General features: G+C 67.2%; 21 protein-coding genes and 1 pseudogene. 9 read left to right on the top strand and 13 right to left on the bottom strand.

Features of this window, described 5'->3' with window-relative positions; genetic code table 11:
- Positions 1-83 precede the first annotated feature (83 nt).
- Complete coding sequence (locus tag Q0X16_RS01305) at positions 84-2,000, bottom strand: hypothetical protein (protein ID WP_297829823.1); 1,917 nt, start codon at positions 1,998-2,000, stop codon at positions 84-86.
- Between the two features lie 129 nt (positions 2,001-2,129).
- Between Q0X16_RS01305 and Q0X16_RS01300 the strand changes: the two genes are divergently transcribed.
- On the top strand, positions 2,130-2,426 hold the full coding sequence (locus Q0X16_RS01300; protein ID WP_297829821.1) for an I78 family peptidase inhibitor: 297 nt from the start codon (positions 2,130-2,132) through the stop codon (positions 2,424-2,426).
- Positions 2,427-2,435: 9 nt separating this feature from the next.
- Here Q0X16_RS01300 and Q0X16_RS01295 read toward each other — a convergent pair whose 3' ends face one another.
- Both Q0X16_RS01295 and folE (Q0X16_RS01290) read right to left on the bottom strand, forming a co-directional pair.
- Positions 2,436-3,029: a DUF2239 family protein gene (locus Q0X16_RS01295; RefSeq protein WP_297829819.1), complete on the bottom strand. Its 594-nt coding sequence runs from the start codon at positions 3,027-3,029 to the stop codon at positions 2,436-2,438.
- 30 nt (positions 3,030-3,059) lie between these two features.
- Positions 3,060-3,662, bottom strand: coding sequence for a GTP cyclohydrolase I FolE (folE, locus tag Q0X16_RS01290; RefSeq protein WP_297829817.1), 603 nt, complete (start codon positions 3,660-3,662; stop codon positions 3,060-3,062).
- Between the two features lie 96 nt (positions 3,663-3,758).
- On the opposite strand from folE (Q0X16_RS01290), the gene Q0X16_RS01285 reads away from it, so the two are divergent.
- Positions 3,759-5,276 (top strand): acetyl-CoA hydrolase/transferase family protein, encoded by a 1,518-nt coding sequence (locus Q0X16_RS01285; RefSeq protein ID WP_297829815.1) that lies wholly within the window; start codon positions 3,759-3,761, stop codon positions 5,274-5,276.
- 9 nt (positions 5,277-5,285) lie between these two features.
- Here the strand turns inward: Q0X16_RS01285 and Q0X16_RS01280 are convergent, their stop codons facing one another.
- The 4 genes from Q0X16_RS01280 to Q0X16_RS01265 form a co-directional block, all read right to left on the bottom strand.
- Positions 5,286-6,914: an acyl-CoA dehydrogenase family protein gene (locus Q0X16_RS01280; RefSeq protein ID WP_297829814.1), complete on the bottom strand. Its 1,629-nt coding sequence runs from the start codon at positions 6,912-6,914 to the stop codon at positions 5,286-5,288.
- Between the two features lie 110 nt (positions 6,915-7,024).
- Positions 7,025-8,536: a DNA recombination protein RmuC gene (gene rmuC / locus Q0X16_RS01275; RefSeq protein ID WP_297829812.1), complete on the bottom strand. Its 1,512-nt coding sequence runs from the start codon at positions 8,534-8,536 to the stop codon at positions 7,025-7,027.
- A gap of 68 nt (positions 8,537-8,604) precedes the next feature.
- Positions 8,605-9,315, bottom strand: coding sequence for a VIT family protein (locus tag Q0X16_RS01270; protein WP_297829810.1), 711 nt, complete (start codon positions 9,313-9,315; stop codon positions 8,605-8,607).
- A 52-nt stretch (positions 9,316-9,367) separates the two neighbouring features.
- Positions 9,368-10,537: a class I SAM-dependent rRNA methyltransferase gene (locus Q0X16_RS01265; RefSeq protein WP_297829797.1), complete on the bottom strand. Its 1,170-nt coding sequence runs from the start codon at positions 10,535-10,537 to the stop codon at positions 9,368-9,370.
- Between the two features lie 209 nt (positions 10,538-10,746).
- Here Q0X16_RS01265 and Q0X16_RS01260 point away from each other — a divergent pair, with 209 nt between their 5' ends.
- Positions 10,747-11,706 (top strand): TerC family protein, encoded by a 960-nt coding sequence (locus tag Q0X16_RS01260; RefSeq protein WP_297829795.1) that lies wholly within the window; start codon positions 10,747-10,749, stop codon positions 11,704-11,706.
- Between the two features lie 19 nt (positions 11,707-11,725).
- On the opposite strand, the gene Q0X16_RS01255 is transcribed toward Q0X16_RS01260, so the two are convergent.
- Entirely contained in the window at positions 11,726-12,586 is an 861-nt protein-coding gene (locus Q0X16_RS01255; protein ID WP_297829794.1) for an ion transporter, read from the bottom strand.
- Between the two features lie 262 nt (positions 12,587-12,848).
- Between Q0X16_RS01255 and Q0X16_RS01250 the strand changes: the two genes are divergently transcribed.
- The 3 genes and pseudogenes from Q0X16_RS01250 to Q0X16_RS01240 all read left to right on the top strand — a co-directional run.
- Positions 12,849-13,646: a rhomboid family intramembrane serine protease gene (locus Q0X16_RS01250; protein ID WP_297829792.1), complete on the top strand. Its 798-nt coding sequence runs from the start codon at positions 12,849-12,851 to the stop codon at positions 13,644-13,646.
- A gap of 458 nt (positions 13,647-14,104) precedes the next feature.
- Entirely contained in the window at positions 14,105-14,416 is a 312-nt protein-coding gene (locus tag Q0X16_RS01245) for a hypothetical protein (protein WP_297829790.1), read from the top strand.
- Positions 14,417-14,584: 168 nt separating this feature from the next.
- A pseudogene (locus Q0X16_RS01240) lies at positions 14,585-15,487 on the top strand (patatin-like phospholipase family protein); the annotation flags it as partial.
- Between the two features lie 204 nt (positions 15,488-15,691).
- Here Q0X16_RS01240 and Q0X16_RS01235 read toward each other — a convergent pair.
- Genes Q0X16_RS01235 through folE (Q0X16_RS01220) form a run of 4 tightly spaced genes read right to left on the bottom strand, consistent with a single transcriptional unit; the run spans position 15,692 to position 17,840 of the window.
- Positions 15,692-16,120, bottom strand: a complete 429-nt coding sequence (locus Q0X16_RS01235; RefSeq protein ID WP_297829788.1) for a DUF2231 domain-containing protein — start codon at positions 16,118-16,120, stop codon at positions 15,692-15,694.
- Positions 16,117-16,461 (bottom strand): hypothetical protein, encoded by a 345-nt coding sequence (locus tag Q0X16_RS01230; protein WP_297829786.1) that lies wholly within the window; start codon positions 16,459-16,461, stop codon positions 16,117-16,119. Before Q0X16_RS01230 ends, Q0X16_RS01235 begins: the two co-directional genes overlap by 4 nt.
- Before the next feature lie 33 nt (positions 16,462-16,494).
- A complete protein-coding gene (locus Q0X16_RS01225) occupies positions 16,495-17,193 on the bottom strand; it encodes an RNA polymerase sigma factor (RefSeq protein ID WP_297829784.1) in 699 nt (232 codons plus the stop codon).
- A complete protein-coding gene (gene folE / locus Q0X16_RS01220; protein WP_297829782.1) occupies positions 17,190-17,840 on the bottom strand; it encodes a GTP cyclohydrolase I FolE in 651 nt (216 codons plus the stop codon). Before folE (Q0X16_RS01220) ends, Q0X16_RS01225 begins: the two co-directional genes overlap by 4 nt.
- A gap of 151 nt (positions 17,841-17,991) precedes the next feature.
- Between folE (Q0X16_RS01220) and Q0X16_RS01215 the strand changes: the two genes are divergently transcribed.
- A complete protein-coding gene (locus Q0X16_RS01215; RefSeq protein ID WP_297829780.1) occupies positions 17,992-19,491 on the top strand; it encodes an FAD-dependent oxidoreductase in 1,500 nt (499 codons plus the stop codon).
- 21 nt (positions 19,492-19,512) lie between these two features.
- On the opposite strand, the gene Q0X16_RS01210 is transcribed toward Q0X16_RS01215, so the two are convergent.
- Complete coding sequence (locus Q0X16_RS01210) at positions 19,513-19,989, bottom strand: Lrp/AsnC family transcriptional regulator (RefSeq protein ID WP_297829778.1); 477 nt, start codon at positions 19,987-19,989, stop codon at positions 19,513-19,515.
- Between the two features lie 131 nt (positions 19,990-20,120).
- Between Q0X16_RS01210 and phhA the strand changes: the two genes are divergently transcribed.
- The gene (gene phhA / locus Q0X16_RS01205; RefSeq protein WP_297829776.1) at positions 20,121-21,011 is read left to right on the top strand and encodes a phenylalanine 4-monooxygenase; all 891 of its coding nucleotides are present in this window, start codon (positions 20,121-20,123) and stop codon (positions 21,009-21,011) included.
- Between the two features lie 133 nt (positions 21,012-21,144).
- Entirely contained in the window at positions 21,145-22,185 is a 1,041-nt protein-coding gene (locus tag Q0X16_RS01200; RefSeq protein ID WP_297829774.1) for a class 1 fructose-bisphosphatase, read from the top strand.
- Positions 22,186-22,196 lie beyond the last annotated feature (11 nt).

Genomic DNA, 22,196 nt, shown 5'->3' with positions numbered 1-22,196 from the left:
CGACACCGCCTCCGGGTTCCTGTTCGCCCGGCACGGGCAGCAACGCCCGCTTGCGCGGGCGTCGTTGCGCTCGGTTGTCGCGCTTATTTTCTCGCAGTCAGGATCGGCGTCAGATAGTCGGGCCTGCCTTCGATGCGCTCCAGATGCGGGTAGCGCAGGCCGTCGTGGTAGTCGATTCTCACGGTGCGGTAGCGGTCGAATTCCTTGACCAGCAGCTCGATCGGCGCGGTCGTTCCCTTGGCCGCCTTGACCGCATCTTCCAGCACCTCCTGCGAATAGGCCTGGCCGTTGACGGCGATCACGCTGGTGCCGCTGCCGAGGCCGGCGTTGAAGGCCGGGCTGTCCCAGCGCACGTCCATGATGCTGCCGTCCTTGCCGATCATCAGGCCCAGCGAATAGACGAAATCGGCGCCGCCCCAGCGCGGGCTGGCGCTGCCCTTGGCATAGGGGCTGGGCGTGTCCTTGAACACCAGCCGCCAGCCGGCCGCCTCGATGCCGCCGGTCAGGCCCTTGCGGCCGTCGAGCCGTTCGCGCAGGAAGCTTGCCCAGTCGTGCGGATAGATGCCGTTGAGGGTCGCGACCACGTCGTCGAAGGTGTAGGTGGCTTGCACCTTCCATTCGCCGTCGTTGTCGCCGAAGAAGGCGCGCGCGAAGTCGTCCAGCGACTTCCGGTTGCCGGTGCCGGCGCGAATCAGGGCGTCGGCTTCCAGCCAGATCATCTGGCCGCCGGAGTAGTAGTCCTCGCTCATCTGGTAGTTGCGGTAGGCGCGCGGGGCGCGGCTGGCGATGATCGGATCGTTGGTGGTGTCCTGGATGCTGCGCCAGTCCAGGCCCGGACGGTTTTCGGCATAGGTCGCCGCCACCAGCGCCAGCGCGTCGAGCGAGGCCGGCAGCGGGCGCATGCCGCTGCGCGCGGCCAGCACGTTGCCCCAGTACTGGGTCTGGCCCTCGTACACCCACAGCAGGCTGTCCTGCATCGGCACGTTGAAGTTCGGCGTCCACAGGTCGGCCGGACGGCGGTACTTGCCGTTCCAGCTGTGGGTGAATTCGTGCGCCAGCAGGTCGGTGAAACCGATCTTTTCCTTCCAGTCGGTGAAGTAGCCGGTGCCGACGCCGTTCTCGCTGGAGCGCTGGTGTTCCAGCCCGTTGCCGCCCATCTGGTCGGACAGCGAGAACAGGAACTGGTAGTGGTCGAAGTGCTGGGCGCCGAACAGCCTGAACGCCTGCTCGACCATGACCTTGTGGACCTTGACCTGCTCCGGCTTGGCTTCCAGATACTTGGCCGCGTCGGCCACGACGCCCAGCCGCACCGGGCGCTGGCTGCCGGCCGGGGTCAGGTCGATCTGGCGGGTGTAGCGTCCGGCATATACCGGCGAATCGGCCAGGATGTCGAACGGCACGTCTTCGTAATTGACCGTGTTGCCGCTGCGGCCTTCTTCACTGAGCGCGGTGAACGCGGTCCAGCCGGCCGGATAGGTCACGCGGGTGTCGAACATGATCCGGTGCATGTAATGCCCCGCCGGATACAGCGCGGTCGAGATGAACTGCAGGTTGAGCATGTTCGGCGTCATCACCACGCGGCCCTGGCCCGGCGCGGTCGGGGTGAGGAAATCGAATTCGACCACGACCTCGGTGGCGCCTTCCGGCACCGTGACGTGGAAGGCGGACACGTCCAGCGGATCGCGCTTCCAGGTCAGGCGCTGGCCGTTGGCATGGAAGGTGATGCCGGCGACCTTGTCGATCGCGCCGCGCGGCGTGTGCCCGCCGGGGATCCACATCGGATACAGCAGGGTCAGCTCGCCGGGCTGGGCCGGGATCGTCTCGCGAATCTTGAAGATGCGCTGGTTGAGGTTGGTGGCATCGACTTCGAGCCGGATCGTGCCCGGATAGGGGGTGTCCTGCGGCGGCTGGATGCCGCTGGACGCATGCTGGGCATGGGCACCGACGCTGCCGGCCATCAGCAGCGGCAGGGCAAGGGGCAGCAGGCATTGGCGAATCATGGACGGCTCCAGGTCAGACTCAGGCCTCCATCCTAACCGCAGCCCATCCGGCGCCCCTCTGCCGAAAGCCATGCAAGCGCGGTTCACGTTGGCGCCGGCAGGATGGGACACCCCACTCAGGAGATGTCCGTGCGCGCCCTGTCGCTGTGCCTCCCGATCCTCCTGCTGTCGGCCTGCGCCGGGCAGCCTGCGGCGGATTCGCCGGCCGTCTCACCCGAGCGGCAGGCCTGCAACGCCGACGCCGCCAGCAGCCTGATCGGCCAGCCGGCCACGCCCGCCAATGTCGAAGCGGCCCGGATCAAGGCTGGCGCCGCCAGCGTCCGCGCCTACGGCCAGAACGATCCCGTCACCATGGACTACCGCTTCGACCGCCTGAACGTCGTCAAGGACGCGGGCGGGAAGATCGCGCGGATCAGCTGCGGATAGATTGCCGGCTCACGCCGCAAACGCATCCGTCGCCAGCCAGAGGGCGTGTTCGCGCACGTCTTCCGGCCACCGCAGCAGCAGGCTTTCGAAGCGACCGGCTTCGCCGGCGTAGAGGGCGCGGGCGATGTCCCCGAATGCCGGCCCGCAGTCGGACAGGGTGTCGAGGAAGCGATAGGTGGCCTCCTGCGCCGCGTGCCTTCGATCCAGCGATGGGTCGGCAAGGCGCGCCGCGTCGATCAGGCGCCGCAGCGCCAGCGAGGCGCCGCCGGGCTGTACCGACAGCCAGTCCCAGTGCTGCGGCAGCAGGGTCACCTCGCGCGGCACCACGCCCAGCCGCGGGCGGCCCGGACGGCGCCTGGGCCGCGCCGCGGCCACGCCCTCCGCCGACGGTTCGGACTGTTCGATCAAGCGCAGCAGATCGGCCGCCGGCAGATCCAGCGGCAGTTCGATCAAGGCCGCACCGGCGTCCCCGAACACCCGCAGCGGCCGCCCCGGATGGGCGTCATGCGCCTGCTTGGCCTTCATCGCCACATGCCGCAACTCGCCGCTGGCGATGCGGGTGACGCCGGAAAAAGCGGTACAGCGCAGGGACGGGTTGAACATGATCGCGATCGCGCCGGTTGCCGCCGCCGCTCAGCCGACGCGGCCGGACTCGACCGCGATGAACTGCAGGAATTCGGTGCGGGTGCGCGCATCCTCCTGGAAGCTGCCGAGCATGCGCGAGGTCACCATGCCGACGCCGCGCTTGTGGATGCCGCGGGTGGTCATGCACTCGTGCGAACCGATCGCCACCACGCCCACCCCCAGCGGCTGCAGCGCGCGCTGGATGCAATCGGCGATCTGCGCGGTCATCTTCTCCTGCACCTGGAAGCGCCGCGCGTAGGCCTCGACCACCCGCGCCAGCTTGCTGATCCCGACCACCTTGCCGTTGGGCAGGTAGCCGATGTGAACCCTGCCGATGATCGGCGCCATGTGGTGCTCGCAGTGGCTTTCAAACTGGATGTCGCGCAGCACCACCATGCCGTCGTAGCCGCCGACGTGCTCGAAGGTCCGCCGCAGGTAGTCGTCCGGGTCGAGCTGGTAGCCGGCGAACCACTCGCCGTAGGCATCGACCACGCGGCGCGGGGTGTCCAGCAGGCCTTCCCGCGCCGGATCGTCGCCGGCCCAGCGCAACAGGGTACGCACGGCATCTTCTGCCTGCGCGCGGGTGATGTCGTGGCGGATCTCGTCGGACATGGTGACTCCGGAAAACGTTGAAAGGCGATCGAGGCACGCGCGCAACCGCGCCCGGGGTGGACAATAGCAATTCCAGCCGCAACGGCGCGTGGTGGCATGAACAACGATCGAATCCAACCGGCTTTCCTGCGTCGGCGCGTGCTGGACGCCGCGCCGGCGGCAGCCTTGATCCAGCCTGGCGAAACCGTGGCGATGAGCGGCTTCACCGGCTCCGGCTACCCGAAGGCGGTGCCGCAGGCGCTGGCCGCCCACATCGCCCAGGCGCACGCGCGCGGCGAAGCGTTCCGCATCCAGCTGCTCACCGGCGCGTCCACCGCGCCGGAGCTGGACGGCGCGCTGGCGCAGGTGGACGGGCTGGCGATGCGGATGCCGTTCCAGAGCGACCCCAACGCGCGCAGGCAGATCAACGCCGGCAGGCTGGATTATCTGGACATCCATCTCTCGCACGTGGCCCAGCACGTCTGGTTCGGCTTCTACAACCAGATCGACACCGCGGTGGTGGAAGTGGCGGCGATCCTCGAAGACGGCTCGCTGGTGCCCACCACTTCGGTCGGCAACAACAAGACCTGGCTGGACCTGGCGAAGAAAGTCATCATCGAGGTGAACGCGTGGCAGACGCCCGACATGCTGGGCATGCACGACATCTACTACGGCACCGCGCTGCCGCCGCATCGACAGCCCATTCCGATGCGGCATGGCGACGACCGCATCGGCCAGACCACGCTGCGCTGCGACCCGGACAAGATCGCCGCGGTGGTGCTGACCGACGCGCCCGACCGCAACAGCCCGTTCAATCCGCCCGACGCCGACAGCCGGCGCATCGCCGGCCACCTGATCGATTTCCTCAGGCACGAAGTGGCGCGCGGCCGCCTGCCGGCCAATCTGCTGCCGCTGCAGTCGGGCGTGGGCAATATCCCCAATGCGGTGCTGGCGGGGCTTGGCGAGAGCGGTTTCCGTGGCCTCGAGGCTTACACCGAGGTGATCCAGGACGGCATGCTGGACCTGCTCGAATCCGGCGTGCTGCGCTATGCCTCGTGCACCGGATTCGCGCTGAGCCAGGAAGCCAACGAAGAGTTCCGCCGCAACCTCGACTTCTATCGCTCGCGGATCATTCTGCGCACGCAGGAAATCTCCAACCATCCGGAACTGGTGCGCCGGCTGGGCTGCATCGGCATGAACGGGATGCTCGAAGCCGATCTCTACGGCAACATCAACTCCACCCACGTGATGGGCTCGTCGATCATGAACGGCATCGGCGGTTCCGGCGATTTCGCCCGCAACGGCTTCCTGTCGATCTTCCTCAGCGCATCCACCGCCAAGCGCGGCAGCATCTCCACGATCGTGCCGATGGTCAGCCACGTCGACCACACCGAACACGACGTGGCGGTGATCGTCACCGAGCAGGGCCTGGCCGACCTGCGCGGGCTCTCGCCCAAGCGGCGCGCGCGCGAAGTGATTGCCCGCTGCGCCCATCCCGACTACCGCGATGCCCTGCAGGATTATTTCGACCGCGCCTGCCGCGACAGCTACGGCAAACACACCCCGCACCTGCTGCCGGAAGCGCTGTCCTGGCACCAGCGCTGGCTGGACACAGGAACGATGCGGATTCCCTGAGCCGGCAGGTCAGGTGCCTGCGCGCGCCAGCGCAGCTTCGATCGTTGCCGCGGACGCCAACGTGCCAAGTGTGGACGCATGCGCAAGATCGAGACGGCTGGCGCACCAGTCGGATGCCAGGGGATGGTCGGCACGGAGCAGGGTGGCGCCTTGCAACAGCAGGGCCAGGCGCTCGGCGAGGCGGCGCGCGTCGGCCTGCTCCACGCTGCCTTCCAGCATCGTCATGCCGGTTTCGAGCGCGGCATCGAAATGCGCGTCCAGGCCTTGCGCTTCCTGCAGCTCGGCGCGCAGCGCCGTCACGGTGTCCGGTTCGCGCGACAGCGCGCGCAGCACGTCGAGGCACTGGATATTGCTGCAGCCTTCCCAGATCGCATTGAGCGGCGACTGCCGGAACAGCCTTGGCATCAGCGATTCCTCGATGTAGCCGATCCCGCCAAAACACTCCTGCGCTTCGGCGGCCACCAGCGAAGCGCGCTTGCACACCCAGAATTTGCCGATCGCGGTGGCCACCCGCGCCAGCGCGGCCGAATGCGCGTCGCGCGGCGCGCGATCGACCGCCCCGGCCACGCGCAGCGCCAGCGCGGTCGCCGCCTCGGATTCCAGGACGAGATCCGCCACGACGTTGCGCATCAGCGGCTGTTCGACCAGGCGCTTGCCGAACGCGCTGCGATGGTTGACGTGGTGCAGCACGCGACGCAGCGCCATCCGCATCAGGCCGGCCGAACCCAGCATGCAATCCAGCCGGGTGAACATCACCATTTCCAGAATGGTGGCCACGCCGCGACCTTCTTCGCCAATCCGACAGGCCCACGCGTTTTCGAATTCGACTTCGGACGAGGCGTTCGACCAGTCGCCCTGCTTGTCCTTCAGCCGCAGCAGGCGCAGCGCGTTGACGCTGCCATCCGGCCGCCAGCGCGGCAGCAGGAAACAGCTCAAACCGCCGGGCGCCTGCGCCAGCACCAGAAAACCATCCGACATCGGCGCCGAGAAGAACCACTTGTGCCCGACCAGCGCGTATTCGCCGTCCGCCGCCAGCGACGTGGCGCGCGTGCTGTTGCTGCGCACGTCGCTGCCGCCCTGCTTCTCGGTCATGCCCATGCCAAGGGTGATGCCCTGCTTCTGCGCTGCCGGAACGAAGCGCGCGTCGTAGTGCGGCGCGGCGGCCTTCGCGGCCCATTCGTGCAGCGCCGGCTCGCGCTGCAACACCGGCACCGCGGCATGAGTCATGGTCAGCGGGCAACTGCTGCCGGGTTCGGCCTGATAGTGCAGATAGCTCAGCGCCGCCCGCGCCACGTGCGCGCCAGGCTGCGGCTGGGCCCACGACAACCCGGCCACGCCGTGCGCAATCGCGCTGCCCATGACCTCGTGATAGGCGGCATTGAATTCGACCCGATCCTGCCGGCGGCCATAGGCGTCATAGGCAACGAGGCGCGGCCGATCGCGGTGGGCGTCGTCGCACAGCCGCAGCAGGCGACCGCCGGCCAGCGCGCCGTAATCGTCCAGTCGATCGGCGAAGGCCAGACCGCCTTCGCGCACCAGCGCTTCCCGCAGGCCAGTATCGTCCGCCCAGAGGTTGCATTCCGGAAGGAGCGGTGGCTGGTTGTCCACATGGTGGGTTTCGAAGTTGGCGACAGGCATCGCGGACCTCCCATTCTTCCAAGGCATTGTGCCCCGTTCATGCGAGTGCCGCTGGCAACGTCCCGCCGTGCGCCAATCCTGGCGGATAGCGCGAACACCTACGCCCGGTTTCAAGATGCGCTGGGGAACTCGTCTTGATCCGGCTGCAACTCGGCGGGAAGCGCTTTCTTGCCCCTTGCTCCCAGCTCGACCAGACGGCGCGCACGTGGAAAAAGTGCCCGGTTGGACTCACTCAGTTTGCCACGGGCGTCATTGAAAGCCGTCCGCGCGTCATCCAGCTGGCGGCCAACCCGATCAAAATCCTCCTTGAAGTTGATTAACGCATCCAGCACCAGCCCGCCGGTTTTGGCGATTTCCGACGCCTCGCGCTGGATCTTGTCTCGGGTCCACAGCCGTTCGACCACCCGCAGCAGCGCCATCAGGGTGTTCGGCGAAGCAAATACGATTTTCTGTTCGAATGCGTAGGTTTGCAGGGAAGCATCGAACCCGAGTGCAGCCGACAGGGCCCCTTCGATCGGAACGAAGGCGATGGTGATTTCCAGTGCGTTTTCACCAATCGTCTTGGGATAGTTCTTGCCGCCCAGATCCTTGACGTGCTGGCGCAAACCGACTGCATGGCGGCGCAGCGCATCCTGCTGGGCTTCAGGAGTCTCGGCGTTCATCGCTTCCTGCCAGGCAATCAGGTTGACCTTGCTGTCAACCACGATTCGGCGCTCGTCCGGCAGGTTGATCACGATATCGGGGCGCTGGCGCTCGCCTTCGTCAGTCGTTCCCGTCTGTTGTCGTTGATAATGCTCGCCTTCGACCAGTCCGGAGCCTTGCAGCACGTTTTCCAGCATCAGCTCGCCCCAGTCGCCGCGCACCTTTGCATTGCCACGCAAAGCCGTTGTTAATTCATTCGCGCTCTGCGCCATGTTTTGGTTGAGCGTCTTGAGCTCATCGATCTTGCCGACGAGAGTCGCTCGTTCTACGGACTCCTCCTTGTGCAGGACATCCACCCGCTGCCGGAATTCCGCCAGCGTTTCCGCAAACGGCTTCAGCAGCAATTCCATGCTGTTTTTCGACTGCAGCGCCGCCTGCTGCGTGCGTTCGTCAAACGCCTTGCCCGCCAGTTCCGCAAACGCGCCAGCAAGCTGTGTCCGGGCATTCTCAAGAAATTGCCGCATCTCCGCTTTGCTGCGTTCACTGTGGCTCAAGTTGGCGGCAAGATTGGCGCGTTCGTCCCGCAGCTGTTCCAGCAATTTGGCCAACGCATCGCGCTGGTCTTCTGCTTCCCGGCAGCGTTGTTCGGCCTGTTCTCGCGCTTTTGCTTGCACCGCAAGATCAGCCTGCAATCCAGCGGCAGCGCTTTGGCTCTCCTGAAGGGACATGCGAATCGTGGCTAATTCCTGCGCAGCCTTCTCCAATGCCACGACCCGCTCTTCCAAGCGCGCCGCCTCGGCCACGGCCATCTGGCGTTCGCTGCGTTCGCTCTCCAGCGCCATCGCCAGCCGGTCGCGCTCCTCTCGGAGCGCTTCCTCTGCGCGGCGGTCCGGCTTGCGCAGCAACAGCAGCATCAACACTGCCACGACGGCAGCCAGCAGCAACAGCAGCAACAGCAGCAAGAGGGTTTGCGTCTCCATTGCGCCAGTGTAGCCGCGCGCGTCGCAAATCCCGCGACGGGCGCACGGTGGATTGGGCCTGCGGCGCCCTAAACCACCGACACCCGGAACAGCCAGCCGATCAGGGCGGTGCCCGCCTGCGCCAGCGTTCCCCAAAGCAGCACGCGCGCGGCGCCCTTCCAGCCACCGCCGCCGGCCACGCGCTCGGCGACATAACCCAGCACCGCAAGCAACACCAGGGAACTGGTCACCATCGTCGTGGCCATGCCGGGCCCGCGCCACAGCCAGCCCAGCAGAACCGGCGGCAACGCGCCTACCGTGAAGGCGGCGGCAGAAGCCAGCGCCGCCTGCACCGGCCGCGCGCGATGGTTGTCGTGGATCCCGACCTCGTCGCGCAGATGCGCGCCCAGGTCGTCGTGCGCGGTGAGCTGCACCGCCACCTCGTGCGCCAGTTCCGCGGTCAACCCGCGCTGAACGTAGATGTTGGTCAGTTCCTTCAGCTCCAGGTCCGGATGTTCCCGCAGCGCGCGCGATTCGATCCGCATGTCCGCATGTTCGGCATCGACCTGGGAACTGACCGACACGTATTCGCCCGCCGCCATCGACAGCGCGCCGGCCACCAGCCCGGCCAGTCCGCTGAGCAGGATGGTGGAAGAGTGCGTCTGGGCCGCCGCCATGCCCAGCATCAGGCTGCTGGTGGAAATCAGGCCATCGTTGGCGCCCAGCACCGCAGCGCGCAGCCAGCCGCTGTTCTGGCTGCGGTGGGGCTCGTGGTGGTGGTAATGGTCGTCGTGGTTCATGGGTATCGCCTTTCGCTTCGAGAGAGCAGGAACCGCGCTTGCCGCGCGCTCCTCAATCCAGCACGCGGCAGAACACCGCCTTCAGGTAGCGCGATTCCGGCACCTGCGCCAGCCACGGGTGGTCCGGGCCGGCGCCGGCCACTTTGAGCACCTGCACGGTGCGGCCGGCGTAGAACGCGGCGCGACGCAGCATGTCGAGGAACTGTTCCTCGCTGACCAGACCGGTGCAGCTGAACGTCGCGAACAGCCCGCCCGGCTTGACCACACCCAGCGCCAGCTTGTTCATGTCGAGGTATTTCTTCAGCGCGTTGATGACCTGCTCGCGGTCGCGGGTCATCTTGGCTGGGTCGAGGATGACCACGTCGAACCGTTCGCCGGCCGCCGCGGCGTCGCGCAGCCACGGGAAGATGTCGGCCTGCACGAAGCGCGGCTTGACGTGATTCAGATACGCATTCTGCCTGGCGATCTCGATCACCGCCGGATCGATGTCGATGCCCACCACTTCGCTGGCGCCGCGCGCCGCCGCATACACGCCGAAGCCGCCGGTATTGCAGCACAGGTCGAGCACGCGCTTGCCTTCGCATTGCAGCGAAAGCCACTGGCGGTTTTCGCGCTGGTCGGCGAAGAAGCCGGTCTTGTGCGCGCCGGCCGGATCGGCGCGGAACTTCACGCCGTATTCGGTGACGATGGCCGGCTCGGTGCCCTGGGTGTCCTTGTAGTCGAAGCTTTCCTGCTTCTGCACGTGCTCGTCGGCGAAGCTGTGGAAGCGGTAGCCGGGGAAGTGCGCGCGCAGCGCATCGAAGATGCTGCTGCGGTGGCGCCAGGCGCCGGCGCTGAAGAACTCGACCACCAGCAGGTCGTCGTAGCGGTCCACCACCAGCCCGCTGATGCCGTCGCCCTCGCTGTGGACCACCCGCCAGGCGTTGCTGACTTCATCCAGCTTGAGGATCTCGCGGCGCAGGCGCACCGCCTCGCCGATCTTGCGCACGAACCAGTCGGCATCCACCGCCACGTCGGGGTCGCGCTCCAGCATCCGCAGGGCGATCCGCGAATGGCCGTTGTAGAAGCCTCGGCCGATCCAGACCCCATCGACGCCGACCACATCGACGATGCTGCCGGGCTTGGGCCGCTGCGCGGGCTTTTCTACCAGGCGCTGGAAGATCCACGGGTGGGTGGAATTCCAGGCGTTTTTCAGGTGGACTTGCGGCAGGGGGGCGGCCATCGCGGCGTTCATCTTTTTCGCGGAATATTCGTGTATTGTCGCCCAAGAAGGGGAGTAACCCCACGCGCAGGCGTCGTCATCACGGGCCACCGGCCCCGGCGCTGCGGCAGGCCGACCGCCTGCGGGTGAGACCTTCGCCGACTGGCGAAGCGCGCTTCCCTTCATGCGTCCTGCATGAACGCCTCCGTCGCTCGAATGGAGAGCGCAGCTTGGAAACGATCGGAACCCCTTCACTGTGGCTGGTTTTCGCGGGCGTGGTGATCCTCGCGCTGCTGGCCGATCTGGTGCTGATGCGCCACGGCGGCCCGCACAAGGTCGGCTTCAAGGAAGCGGCATGGTGGAGCCTGGGCTGGGTCGCGCTGGCGCTGACCTTCAATGCCTGGCTGTGGTGGCACACCGGCCAGCGCTTCGGTGCCGAGGCCGGCAATGAAATCGGCATGGAGTTCCTGACCGGCTACCTGGTCGAGAAGGCGCTGGCGGTCGACAACATCTTCGTGTTCCTGATGCTGTTCGGCTATTTCGCGGTGCCCGAGGCACAGCGCCAGCGCGCGCTGGTGATCGGCATCCTCGGCGCCCTCGCGCTGCGTGCGCTGCTGATCTTCGCCGGCGCCCTGCTGCTGGCGAAGTTCCACTGGATCCTCTACCTGTTCGGCGCGTTCCTGCTGCTGAGCGGCATCAAGATGTGGCGGTCGGCCGGCGAGGAGCCGAACCTCGACGACAATCCGGTGTTGCGCTGGCTGACCGCGCACGTGCCTTTCCTGCGCCGCTATGTGGGGAGCGCGCTGTGGGTCGGCAGCGGCAGTCGGCGCAAGTTCACGCCGCTGTTCATCGTCGTGGTGATGCTCGGCATCATCGACGTGATCTTCGCGGTGGATTCGATCCCGGCGATCTTCGCCATCACCACCGATCCGTTCGTCGTGCTGACCTCCAACGTGTTCGCGGTGCTGGGCCTGCGGGCGATGTTCTTCCTGCTGCAGGGCATGGCCGAGCGTTTCCACCTGTTGCCCTACGGGCTGGCGCTGGTGCTGGCGTTCATCGGGGCGAAGATGCTGCTGATCGACCTCTACAAGATCCCGATCCTGGTTGCGCTGGGCGCGGTGGCCCTGATCATCGGTGCCACGATCGCACTCAGCCTGCTGCAGCCGGCGCGGCGGGAAGCCGACAGATAGCTGTCCTGGCTGCCCGGACTCACTCCGATCCAGACCGGTGCGTCGCCAGAGCGCCGATCAGATCCGTGCGCAGGCCGGCGATTTCGTCGCGCAGCCGGGCAATCTCGGTGCGGACTTCTTCGATCTGCTCCCTGTTGGCCTCGATGCCGGCTTCGGTCTCGCTGGTGATGTTCGTCTCCAGGCCGTTGACCAGCACGCCGACGAACAGGTTGAGCATCATGAACGAGGTCAGGAGGATGAAGACGACGAAATAGACCCAGGCGTAGGAGTTTGCCGCCTCCAGCGGCTCCGCGACGTCCGGCCAGTTTTCCAGCGTCATCACCTGGAACAGGGTCAACAGGCTGGCGCCGATGCTGCCGAAACGCTCGGGCGAGACCTCGCCGAACAGGTGCGTGCCCATCACCGCGCTGATGTACAGGATCAGCAGCAGCAGCACCGTCACCGAGCCCAGGCCGGGAATGGCGCGCAGGAACCCTTCCACCACGCGCCGCAGCGACGGCACGCTGGACAGCAGCCGGCTGACGCGCATGACGCGCAGCGCGCGCAGCACCTGCAGCGGGCCCTGGGTGGGCAGGACGGTCAGGCCGACCACGATGAAGTCGAACCAGTTCCAGCCGCCGCGGAAGAAGGCCAGCCGGTGCGCGGCGATGCGCAGCGCCAGTTCCACCACGAACACCCAGACGATGATCCGATTGGCGGTCCGGATCGCGCCCAGCCATGTCGGGGGCAGGGCGTCGATCGTTTCGACGCCGAGCAGGATCGCGCTGATGACGATCAGTGTGGTGATCGTTCCCTTGAACTTCGGGGCTTCGACCAGTGTCTGGAGGGCGGCCTGAAACGGTGGGGGCGTGCGCGTCCCCGTGCCTGCGTCAGGTGTCATCGCTAATCGTTTCCGAAGAAGAGGCAAAGCCATGCCGGTAATCGAATCCTGCCGAGGATGACGGCGCCGGACAAGCATTGCGGTCTTGACCAGCGCTTCGCTACCGGTCTTGCAAGGCGGCATTCCACCTGTGCCCGGGAGCGTGTCCACCACGCCATGAACGAGGCAAACATGTGCTCGTGGGCCGTGAATCGTGCCGAACAAGACCTTGAAACAGCCTGCCAAGGCTTGCATTCGGCCCCCATCCCCCTACCTTGGAACGATGCAGGAACTTCCTTCCCGCGAGGCCCAGCGACAGCTTGACCGCATGCGGCTGCGCCGTGCGCTGGCCTCCAGCGCGGGTTTCGTGCTGCTGCTGTGGGTGTGCTTCGGGCTCCAGCAAACGTTCGATTGGCGCTCGCTCACCGTCACGCCGGGCAGCACGGAAGGCCTGCTCGGCCTTCTGACCGCGCCGCTTCTGCATGGCTCCGTCCAGCACATCCTCGCCAACAGCGGCGCGTTGTTGCTGCTTGGAACGCTGGCGGGCATGGCCTATCCGCGCGCCGCGCTGCGCGCCCTGCCGCTGCTGTGGCTGGGCTCGGGGCTGGGCGCGTGGCTGCTGGGCGAGCCCGGATCCCACCACCTGGGCGCCAGCGGGATCGGCCACGGACTGATGTTCCTGGTCTTCGCGCTCGGCCTGCTGCGCCGCGACCGCGCGTCCATCGCGGCGGGAATGATCGCGTTCTTCCTTTACGGCGGCATGCTGCTGACGGTGTTTCCGCGCGAGGCCGGGGTGTCCTGGGAATCGCACCTGGGCGGCGCGCTTGCGGGAATCCTGGCCGCCTTCCTGTTCCGCCGCAGCGACCCCATGCCCGAACGCAGGAAATACAGCTGGGAACTCGAGGAGGAAGTGGAGCAACGGCGTGTGCAGGACGGATTCGATACCTACGAAACCCGGGCGCCGGATGACGTGCCCGTGCTTTGGCAGCGTGATGACGGACCTCGGGAAGAACGCGCCAAGGTGCTGCCGTTCCGGCCCCGCCGCGGCGACGATGTGCCGCCGCCGGCGGACGGGCCCTGAGCCCGGGAACCTTTTCCGCATCCCCGCTTCTGCCTTGGCAAGGCCGGTTTCGCCGCGCCTTCCATCCAATCCGAAGGGACAACGACCATGAACAGCCACGCCCGCACGCACACACTTGCCAAGGCTGCCGCGCTCGCCCTGCTGTCGGGGCTCGCGTTCGCCACCATCCCTGCGCTGGCCCACGACGCGCCCACACCGCCCACGCCCAGCATGCGCCCGCCCTGCGCAGCGCCAGCGCCAACGCCCTGCACGACGCCATGCGCGCGCTGTGGGCACAGCACATGGAATGGACCTACGCCGCCGTGACCGCCTACGCCACCGAAGCGCCGGCCTTCGACGCCACCGCCGCCCGCCTGATGCAGAACTAGGTCGACATCGGCAATGCCATCAAGCCGTTCTACGGCGAGGCCGCCGGCAACGAGCTCACCCGCCTGCTGCAGGCCCACATCACCGGCGCGGTGGCGGTGGTCAAGGACGCCAAGGCCGGCGACAAGGCGGCGCTGGACGCCTCGGTGGCCGCCGCCTACGCCAACGCGCAGGAAATCGCCGATTTCCTCGCCAAGGCCAACCCGAACTGGCCGCAGGCCTCGGTGCGCGACATGCTCAAGGGCCATATCGACACCACGCTGGTGTACGCCACCGCCCTGCTGCAGGGGAACTTCGCCGAAGGCATCAGCGCCTACGGCAAGGCCGAGGCGCACATGATGATGCTGGCCGACCAGCTCAGCGATGGCTTGGTTGCCGCGTTCCCGGATCGGTTCCGCAACTGAAGCCGGCACCCGGTGGTTTGCTTGCAGGCCGGCCGCGAAAGCGGCCGGTCTTTTCGTGTGCATCGTTCCGCTTCCGTTGCAACTGCATGGCTTAGCCTGTCACGCCTTCCGGGTCACCAGATCACCATGCGTTCGTTCCGCCACCTTTGGGTTTTCTTGCTGGCCGGCATGCTGGCCGCCTGCGCCTCGTCGCCGAAAGCGCCGGAGGCGGCGGCGCCTGCGCCTGCTCCAACCCCCACGCTGCCGCCGCTCCGCATCGGGCTGGCGCTGGGCGGAGGCGCGGCCAAGGGCTTCGCCCACATCGGCGTGATCAAGATGCTGGAAGCCAACGGCATCAAGCCGGTGGTCGTGACCGGCACCAGCGCCGGAAGCGTGGTGGGTGCGCTCTATGCCAGCGGGATGGACGCCTACGCGCTGCAGGAGCGCGCGGTGGCGCTGGACGAGGCGCAGATCCGCGACGTCAGCCTGTTCTCGGGCGGGCTGGTGAAGGGCCAGAAGCTGGAGGACTATGTCAATGCGCAAGTCGACCACCGACCCATCGAGCGCCTCCCCGTTCCGTTCGCCGCCGTGGCCACCCGTCTTGAAGACGGCCAGCGCACGGTATTCCGGCGCGGCAACGTCGGCCAGGCGGTGCGTGCATCCAGCTCCGTACCCGGCGTGTTCGAGGCGGTGACGATCGGACGCTGGCACTACGTCGACGGCGGCGTTGTCAGTCCGGTGCCGGTCGATGCCGCGCGCGAACTGGGTGCCGACTTCGTGATCGCCGTCGATATCGGCAGCAAGGCCACCGGTGACGGCTACGACCCGCGCAGTCTGCTCGGCAACGTCAACCAGAGCATTCGCATCATGGGCCAGCGACTGGCCAGCGAAGAACTCCAACGCGCCGACGTGGTGATTCGGCCGGCGGTCAACGATATCGGCCCAACCGATTTCAGCCAGAAACAGCGCGCCATCCTCGAAGGCGAACGCGCCCTGCAAGCCGCCCTGCCGCAGATCCGCGACCGCCTGTCCGCCGTCCTGTCCGCGCGCGCCGAAACGGCGCGTGCGCAGGAAGAAGCACGGCGCCAGCGAAACGCACCGCCACCGCCGGTGCCCTGCATGACCGAACGGCGCTGGATCACGCCCTGGAAACGCAGCTGCAAGGGCAACTGAAGAGCAAACGCACTCGCATCGACCGGTAGCCTGCTTTCAAAGTTCGAACGGACGCACCAGGGCCAAGTCAGGCCCCTGGGGATTGCGTTTCTTCGCGTCGGATCGTGCCCGAGGACCAGATCGCTAGCCTTCGCGCCTGCCCACCCCGACGCCATGCACATAGACCAGCGTGCCGCCCAGCCAACCGGTTGCAAGTACGCCGACCAAGCCTGCGCCATCCAGCGCGAGCACCAGCGCGTCGGGGGGCAATGGCGTAACGCCGCGCATGCGCACGACAAGACTTCCGGCAAACAGGCACCAGGTCGTCAGCGCCAGCGTCATGTGCCACATTGCCGTCCTGCCGGCCGGGTGCTCGCCGTCGAGTTTCGTCAGCTCGAGCATGCCGGCGCCTGCCGCCAGCAGGCCCAGGATGCAGCCCAGTGCAGCCAGGCCCGCCGATACGGGCCACAGCCATTCCGGATGCCATCCCAGCCCGCCAAAATCCGCGAGCGACGCCAGCACCCAGCAAGCGATCGGGAAATGCACCAACGCCGGATGCAGCGGGTGCTTCATTGCCATAGCACCGCAATCAGGAGCACGACCACGCTGGTCACCGCAAAGCTGGCGTGGGCCAGAACGCACTTCTTCATAGCCACCTTCTGGTCGAAGTGCAAGGAAGCAAGGAAGAAACCGAGCATCGCGGTGATCAGGAACAGGCCCAGCGCCACCAGCGGCAGCGCGCCGAGGTTATCAATCAGCACCGCGACGGCCAGCAGCACCAGGCCGGTCGCGCCCAACATGGCATGCAGCAGCGACACCGCCCACGGCGCGAAACGCCCGCGCAGCACGAACGAGGCCAGCACCAGCCCGCCACAGGCTCCCACCAGGAACACCAGTAGCGCGTACAGCAACATCGAACACCCCCTTGTCGGTCGATCAGGAACAACTCACGGCAGGCGGCCGATGCGCGCCATCACCTCGGCGGTGATTCGCGCGCAGCGCTCGCCCATGAAGCTGAAGGCGTCACCGCTGGCCGCGCAGATTTGCTCGGCCAGCGCTGCGCGCAGCTGTTTGCGCGCGCGGTGCAGGCGGGTCTTCACGGTTTCCTCGCGCAGCGACAGGGTGCGCGCGGTCTCTTCGACCGAGCAGCCTTCGACCTCGCGCAGCAGGTAGACCAGGCGGAAGCCTTCGGGCAAGGCATCGATCGCACGTTCCAGCAGGCGGCGGAGCTGACTGCGTTCGGCGCTCGCCAGCGGATCCTCGCCAGCGCCCGGGCCGGGGAATGCCACCACGTTGCTCACGACGTCCTCCGTCAGGTCCATGTCGTCGATATCCACGGTCGCGCGCCGACGGCGCAGGCGACCGTAGGCCTCGTTGAGGGCGATCCGCCCCAGCCAGGTCGCCAGCGAGGCCTCGCCGCGGAAGCGCGCCAGGTGTTGGTAGCCGTGCACGTAGGCTTCCTGCAGCACGTCCTCGATGTCCGCCTCGTCGCGCAGCACGCCGCGCACCACCCGGTAAAGGCGCTGGTTGCAGCGCTGGGTGATCTGGCGGAAGCCCTCGCGGTCGCCGGCCAGCACCCGCGCCACCAGCGCCGCGTCGTCCAGTGCGGCGTAGTCCACCGCGGCGCTTGCACTCTTGCCGTTCATCGTGGGCCTCGATCGTCCGCCAGAAGCTCGAGGATATCGCTGCGGTACGGCTCGGTTCCGAAGGCGCCGAGCAGGCGGCGGGTGACCATCGCCCCGCCGTGCATGTTCACTCCGCGGCTGGTCATGCAGCCGTGGCTGGCGCGCACCACCACCGCCACGCCGCGCGGCTGCAGCTCGCGCTGCAGGGCGTCGGCGATCTCCACCGTCAGCCGCTCCTGGATCTGCAGGCGGCGACCGAAGGCGTCCACCAGCCGCGCCAGCTTGGACAGGCCCACCACCTCCTCGCCCGGCAGGTAGGCGACGTGGACGGAGCCGGTGATCGGCGCCATGTGGTGCTCGCAGGTCGAGCGCAGCGGGATGTCGCGCAGCAGCACGATGTCGTCGTAGCCGGAGCGCTCGAAGCGGCGGCCGAGGATCTTCACCGGGTCCATGGCGTAGCCGCCGAACCACTCTTCGTACGCGCGCGCCACCCGCGCCGGGGTGTCGCGCAAGCCCTCGCGCGCCGGGTTGTCGCCGGCCCAGCGGATCAGGGTGCGCACCGCCGCCTCGGCCTCGGCGCGGCTGGGACGCGATTCCGGACCGCTCCCGGTATCTTCGAAAGCGGCGCGGGCGATCGGGGTCACGCAGTGCAGAGCTTGTTCGAGCATCGTGGCGTCCTTTCTTGGTCTCACTGCGGCGGATGCATCCCGCGCAAAAAAGGTTCCCGTCTCGAAAAATCCTTCCGGGGAACCGTTTTCACGTCGAGTGCATCCCTGTCGTGTGCATCCTCGAACTTCGACATCGCATCCGGAGGGCCCCGTGTCCGCACTTACCGATACTGATTTCAGCCAAGGCATTGCCTTGACCGACATTCCCGAGACCGGCGTCGTGCGCGGCCATGTCGGCGACGCGGCCGTCCTGCTGGCGCGCGTGGACGGTCGATTGCATGCGGTTTCGGGCAGTTGCACCCACTACGGCGGCCCCCTGGCCGAAGGACTGCGGGTCGGCGATGAAATTCGCTGCCCCTGGCATCACGCCTGCTTTAGCCTGCGCACCGGCCAGGCGCTGAAGGCCCCGGCGTTCGCGCCGCTGGCCTGCTGGAAAGTCGAGATCGAGGGCGACAGGGCCTTCGTGCGCGGCGCCCAGGATCCGTTGCCGGCTCCGACTCCGGCTCCGGTCGCATCGGTTCCGGACCGCGTGCTCGTCATCGGCGGCGGTGCGGCCGGCTTCGCCTGCGTCCAGCGGCTGCGCGAACGCGGCTTCGCGGACAGCATCACCGTGCTCAGCGCCGACGGCGATCCGCCCTGCGATCGGCCCAACCTGTCGAAAGACTATCTTGCCGGCACCGCCGACGAAGAGTGGATTCCGCTGCAGGCGCCCGAGTTCTATTCCGAACAACGCATCGATCTGCGCCTGAATTGCAGGGTGACGGCCATCGATCCGGCCGCGCGGCGGGTGACCACCGCCAGCGGTGAGCATTTCGATTACGACGCCTTGCTGCTGGCCACCGGCTCGGAGCCCAATCGGCTGCCGCTGCCCGGCTTCGACGGGACCAACGTCTATTCGCTGCGCTCGCAGGCCGACTCGCGCGCGCTGCTGGCCGGCATCGAACACGCCCGCTCGGTTGCCCTCGTCGGCGCCGGTTTCATCGGGCTGGAAGCCGCCGGCGCGCTGCGTTCGCGCGGGCTGGAGGTGCACGTGATCGCGCCCGAGGCCCTGCCGCTGTCGCGCATCGTCGGCGAGGAGCTGGCCCGTAACCTGCTCCAGCGACATCGGGACCAGGGCGTGCAATTCCATCTGGAGGCCGGCGTCCAGTCATTCGACGGAAAGACGCTGTCCCTGGCCGACGGCAGCACGATTGCCGCCGACGTGGTGCTGGTCGGCGTCGGCGTCAAGCCGCGCACCGCGCTGGCGCAGGCGGCCGGACTGTCGGTGGAAAACGGCATCCTGGTCGACCCTTTCCTGCGCACTTCGGCCGAGGGCATCTACGCGGCCGGCGATGTCGCCAGCTATCCGCACGGCGGCGGCCGTGCGCGCGTCGAGCACTGGGTCCATGCCGAGCGCATGGGCCAGTGCGTGGCCGACAACCTGATGGGCGACGCCCGCGCCTTCGACGATCCGCCGTTCTTCTGGACCCACCACTACGGCACCGACCTGCGCTACCTCGGCCACGGCCGCGGCTGGAACAAGGTGCAGGTGGACGGCTCGCCCGCGGACAACGACTGCCTCGCCCGCTACTACAAGGATGGTGCACTGGTGGCCGCCGCGGCGATCGGGCGCGACCGCCAGCTGCTGGAGCTGCAATCGCAGCTGCAGTGACGCCAATTGCGGGCCGCCGGCCTACGCCGGCGGCATCCCTAGGGCGCGGGCGCGCTTGACCGTGCGCAGGACGAAGCTGGAGTTGACGTCGCCCACGTCGCCCTGCGCCAGCAGCTGGTCGAGCAGGAAGCGGGAGAAGTGTTCCAGCCCGCCAACGACGACATGCAGCAGGTAATCCATGTCGCCGGTCAGCGCATGGCAGGCCACGACCTCGGGCCAGCGGTTCACCTGACGCGCGAACGCGTCGACGCGTCTGGCGTCATGGCTTTTCAACTGCACCCGCACGAACGCCTGCAGACCCAGTCCCAGCCGTTCCGGATCCACCTCGGCGCGGTAGCCGACGATCACGCCCTCGCGCTCCAGCCGCTGCACCCGGCGCAGGCAGGCCGAAGCCGACAGGTGCACCTGTTCCGCCAGCTCGGCATTGGTCTGGCGACCGTCGCGCTGCAACAGCGCAAGGAGCAGCAAATCGGTGCGATCCAGCTCGGCAGCGGACATTTCAACCCCGTATTTAGGTATTGACGCAATGATATTGCGCTAATAGCCGCGATTCGAGCAATTTCACACGCAACTTGCGCCATCATGCGTCTATGCTGGCGGGTGCAGTCCGTCTTCCAAAGGCCCACGCCATGAACTCGCAGCCCCGCCGCGTCGAAAATATCCAGACCGACCGTGGTTCGGTCCCGGTTTACACCACCGCCGTCATCGAGCAGCCGTGGGAGGACTACAGCGACATCGACCACGACGTCTGGCGCCAGCTGTACGCCCGCCAGCGCAAGGTGCTGCCGGGCCGCGCCTGCGACGCCTTCCTGCGTGCGCAGGACACCATGCGGATGACGCCGGACCGGATCCCGAAGTTTTCGGAACTGAACAAGATTCTCGGCGATACCACCGGTTGGCAGATCATCGGCGTCGAGGGCCTGCTGCCGGAACTGGATTTCTTCACCCATCTGGCCAACCGCCGCTTTCCCGTCACCTGGTGGATCCGGCGCCCGGACCAGATCGACTACATCGCCGAACCCGACCTGTTCCACGACCTGTTCGGCCACGTTCCGCCGCTGATGGACAAGGATTTCGCCGACTACCTCGTCGCCTACGGTCAGGGCGGGGTCAAGGCGCACGGGCTTGGCCAGGACGCGCTGATGCAGCTGGCGCGGCTGTACTGGTACACGGTCGAGTTCGGGCTGATGCGCGAACACGGCCAGATGCGCATCTACGGCGCCGGCATCGCCAGCTCCGCGGGCGAGTCGGTTTACAGCGTGGAAAGCGCTTCCCCGAACCGGATCGCCTTCGATCTTGAGCGGATCATGCGCACCCGCTACCGGATTGACAGCTACCAGAAGACCTATTTCGTCATCGACAGCTACGAACAGCTGATCGAGGCCACCCGGCCGGACTTCACACCGATCTATCGGCAAGTTGCCCAGCAGCCCCTGCTGGCCGCCGGAAGCGTGCTGGACAGCGACACCGTCTACCAGCGTGGCACCGGCGAAGGCTGGCCCGACGACGGCGACGTCTGAGGTACGATCCGGTTATCGGCCGGCGAAGCCACGCCTCTGCGGCATCGCCTCGCCGTCACAACACCGCATGTGAACGGCGCCTTCCGCGTGCGCTTTGGGCGACAATGGCCCACGCCACGCCCGGGAGGCCTCCATGACGACCAACGCCAACATCGCACTCACCCGTTTCCTGATCGAGGCGCAGCGCGCCGGACACATCAACGCCGAACTGCGGCTGCTGGTCGAGGTGGTCGCGCGCGCCTGCAAGCAGATTTCCGTTGCCGTGGGCAAGGGCGCCCTCGGCGGCGTGCTGGGCGAAGCCGGAGCTCCGGGCCACGCCAGCATCAACATCCAGGGCGAGGCGCAGAAGAAGCTCGACGTCATCAGCAACGAGATCCTGCTGGAAGCCAACGCCTGGGGTGGCCACCTGGCCGGACTGGCCTCCGAGGAAATGGACACCTCCCAGCCGATCCCCGACACCTACCCGCACGGCAACTACCTGCTGCTGTTCGATCCGCTTGACGGCAGCTCCAACATCGACGTCAACGTCTCGGTCGGGACCATCTTTTCGGTGCTGCGCTGCCCCGAGGGCGTAAGCAACCCCACCGACGCCGACTTCCTGCAGCCGGGCACCGCCCAGGTGGCCGCCGGCTACTGCGTCTACGGGCCTCAGACCACCCTGGTGCTCACCGTCGGCCACGGCACCCATGCCTTCACCCTCGACCGCGAAGTCGGCAGCTTCCTGCTGACCTCCCGCGACATCCGCATTCCCGAGGAAACCCGGGAATTCGCGGTCAACATGTCCAACCAGCGCTTCTGGGAACCGCCGATGCAGGCCTATGTCGCCGACCTGCTCAAGGGCAAGGAGGGCCCGCGCGGCAAGGACTTCAACATGCGCTGGGTGGCTTCCATGGTTGCCGACGTGCATCGCATCCTCACCCGCGGTGGCATCTTCAGCTACCCCTTGGACAGCAAGTGCGCGGCCAAGGGCGGCAAACTGCGGCTGATGTATGAAGCCAATCCCATGAGCTTCCTGGTCGAACAGGCCGGCGGCGCGGCCAGCACCGGCCGGGTGCGGATGCTGGAAGTCCAGCCGAGCCAGTTGCACCAGCGGGTGCCGGTCTTCCTCGGCTCCCGCCACGAGGTGGAAGCCGCCGTGGGCTACCACCGCGATTTCGACGCCCGCCTGGCCTGACGGTCCGGCAC

The organism is Thermomonas sp., from assembly GCF_025993755.1.
Classification (GTDB): Bacteria; Pseudomonadota; Gammaproteobacteria; order Xanthomonadales; family Xanthomonadaceae; genus Thermomonas.
This window is presented reverse-complemented; position numbering and strand designations above follow the sequence as displayed.

Coding starts and splice junctions, on each gene's coding strand:
- Q0X16_RS01305 (WP_297829823.1), bottom strand. CDS start 2,000: ATGATTCGCCAATGCCTGCTGCCCCTTGCCCTGCCGCTGCTGATGGCC.
- Q0X16_RS01295 (WP_297829819.1), bottom strand. CDS start 3,029: ATGTTCAACCCGTCCCTGCGCTGTACCGCTTTTTCCGGCGTCACCCGC.
- folE (WP_297829817.1), bottom strand. CDS start 3,662: ATGTCCGACGAGATCCGCCACGACATCACCCGCGCGCAGGCAGAAGAT.
- Q0X16_RS01285 (WP_297829815.1), top strand. CDS start 3,759: ATGAACAACGATCGAATCCAACCGGCTTTCCTGCGTCGGCGCGTGCTG.
- Q0X16_RS01280 (WP_297829814.1), bottom strand. CDS start 6,914: ATGCCTGTCGCCAACTTCGAAACCCACCATGTGGACAACCAGCCACCG.
- rmuC (WP_297829812.1), bottom strand. CDS start 8,536: ATGGAGACGCAAACCCTCTTGCTGCTGTTGCTGCTGTTGCTGCTGGCT.
- Q0X16_RS01270 (WP_297829810.1), bottom strand. CDS start 9,315: ATGAACCACGACGACCATTACCACCACCACGAGCCCCACCGCAGCCAG.
- Q0X16_RS01265 (WP_297829797.1), bottom strand. CDS start 10,537: ATGGCCGCCCCCCTGCCGCAAGTCCACCTGAAAAACGCCTGGAATTCC.
- Q0X16_RS01255 (WP_297829794.1), bottom strand. CDS start 12,586: ATGACACCTGACGCAGGCACGGGGACGCGCACGCCCCCACCGTTTCAG.
- Q0X16_RS01250 (WP_297829792.1), top strand. CDS start 12,849: ATGCAGGAACTTCCTTCCCGCGAGGCCCAGCGACAGCTTGACCGCATG.
- Q0X16_RS01235 (WP_297829788.1), bottom strand. CDS start 16,120: ATGAAGCACCCGCTGCATCCGGCGTTGGTGCATTTCCCGATCGCTTGC.
- Q0X16_RS01230 (WP_297829786.1), bottom strand. CDS start 16,461: ATGTTGCTGTACGCGCTACTGGTGTTCCTGGTGGGAGCCTGTGGCGGG.
- Q0X16_RS01225 (WP_297829784.1), bottom strand. CDS start 17,193: ATGAACGGCAAGAGTGCAAGCGCCGCGGTGGACTACGCCGCACTGGAC.
- folE (WP_297829782.1), bottom strand. CDS start 17,840: ATGCTCGAACAAGCTCTGCACTGCGTGACCCCGATCGCCCGCGCCGCT.
- Q0X16_RS01210 (WP_297829778.1), bottom strand. CDS start 19,989: ATGTCCGCTGCCGAGCTGGATCGCACCGATTTGCTGCTCCTTGCGCTG.
- phhA (WP_297829776.1), top strand. CDS start 20,121: ATGAACTCGCAGCCCCGCCGCGTCGAAAATATCCAGACCGACCGTGGT.
- Q0X16_RS01200 (WP_297829774.1), top strand. CDS start 21,145: ATGACGACCAACGCCAACATCGCACTCACCCGTTTCCTGATCGAGGCG.